The sequence below is a fragment of the Gluconobacter sp. P1D12_c genome (genome assembly GCF_018812105.1).
Taxonomy (GTDB): Bacteria; Pseudomonadota; Alphaproteobacteria; order Acetobacterales; family Acetobacteraceae; genus Gluconobacter; species Gluconobacter oxydans_A.
The window spans coordinates 1-519 of record NZ_JACSIQ010000294.1 but is presented as its reverse complement, the minus strand read 5'-3'; the positions used below and the strand labels follow the sequence as shown (position 1 = coordinate 519).

Sequence of the window (519 nt, the reverse complement as noted above, 5' to 3'; positions counted from 1 at the left end):
GATGAAGGCGAAGCCACGATAGGTGTCCCTAAATCATTGGATATGTTCGGGCCCGATATTGCTATGGCTCTCTGTGTTGAGCCTTCTCTTGATGGTCGTGTCATCGTTGGTGATGAAATAAAATTCGAGCAGATGGAGAATAAGATTGTTGGGCTGATGCTCCCGCATCATGCTTTCTATAACGTCTCTGAACCCTGTCTTATGGTCCAGAATTATACGCAGACGCCTGACACTGAACTCGGCAAAAAGGCTCTCGAACTCATTGAAGTTGTCTCTAAGCGACACCATCAGCAGGTTATCGAAAAACTCCAAAAAATTGGATGCGATGCTCTAACGGGGCGTAATCTGTTTGCGTTGCGTGGTTCGTGGGAGCTTGGCAACAGGGATATCAATGCGGTGGATGATTCCGCAAAAGCATATATGCTTGACACTTACACGATATCTCACATGGGTAGAGGTGGGGGTAGCGTCTTAGAAGATGGGATGCTGTCAAAGGTTCTCGACATAGAGCGTCTACAA

1 protein-coding gene is annotated in these 519 nt (G+C 47.0%); it reads left to right on the top strand.

The genetic code is table 11. From position 1 onward, the window contains the following. On the top strand, positions 1-519 hold a 519-nt coding region (locus KP705_RS16820; RefSeq protein WP_215765086.1), incomplete at both ends, for a hypothetical protein.